General features: G+C 69.7%; 1 protein-coding gene and 1 pseudogene. One reads left to right on the forward strand and one right to left on the reverse strand.

Annotation, left to right across the window (positions count from 1 at the left end; genetic code table 11):
• On the forward strand, positions 1–94 hold a 94-nt coding region (locus D7Y11_RS45430; RefSeq protein ID WP_367303545.1), incomplete at its 5' end, for an IS3 family transposase.
• Positions 95–369: 275 nt separating this feature from the next.
• Here D7Y11_RS45430 and D7Y11_RS42705 read toward each other — a convergent pair.
• A pseudogene (locus D7Y11_RS42705) lies at positions 370–907 on the reverse strand (hypothetical protein); the annotation flags it as partial.

Raw genomic sequence — 907 nt, forward strand, 5'->3', positions numbered from 1 at the left:
GTTCTACAACCGGAAGCGGCGCCACTCCGCCCTGGGCTACGTCAGCCCAGTGGAATACGAGCGGAGGGCCGCAACCAAGAGGCTGGCAGCGTAGTCAACCTGTCCACCGAACCGGAGCAGGCCCAGAGTGCCGGACTCGCGGCCACGGCCACACGGCCTGGACTCGCGCCCGTTCCCTCTTGGCGGATGGCCTTGCGACGGTGCAGCCGAGGCATCTCCTCCGCGGGCTCGACGATGGCTGCGTGCGAGGATGCTTCAGGGGATGCTTCAACCGCGACCGTGCGCGGCGTGTAGCTCAGGCTCCTGCCGGACACGGGCCGCAGCGGCGTGCAACCGGTGACGAGAACGGCCAGGCACATCCACAGCGCTTCAGCGCGCATTGTCCACCCCCAGGCCCACTGAAGCGACGGCTCCAGGCCGGAGCGCTCCGTCCCCGTCCGGGAACAACAGCGTGCCTCCAGTGCCCATCACGTAGAGCTTCCCCGAGAGGATCCGCCAACGTGCTTCCGCGGCTCCCAGGTAGCGTGCTCCGGGCTGACCCAGGCCCATCCCCAAGCCCTTCAGCGCCACTTCCAGGTCGCGTCCCAGCAGTTGCATCGCCACCCTGCCGTCCACGTCCAAACGGCCCCAGGAGAAGGCCTCCGCGCTCAGCGACAATCGCAGGTGCCGTTGCAGCCCGCCGTAGCTCACGGCATCCCAGCCCGCCCGCACCTCGCCCTGGAGGGAGTAGCCATCCGGGAAGGAAGCCGTCGCCAGCGGGGCTCCGTCCGGGCTCGCCGTTCGAAAGCGGGCCAGTTCGTAGTCCGGCCCGAAGAAGCCCTGTCGGAAGCCTCCGTGCTGCCTGCGCACCTCCAGCCGCAACGAGAGGTCCAGCGTGGGTGTCCCCGCGTCCGCGCCAGCCCCCACC

Origin of the sequence: Corallococcus sp. AB018 (assembly GCF_003986945.1) — a bacterium.
GTDB classification, from domain to species: domain Bacteria; phylum Myxococcota; class Myxococcia; order Myxococcales; family Myxococcaceae; genus Corallococcus; species Corallococcus exiguus.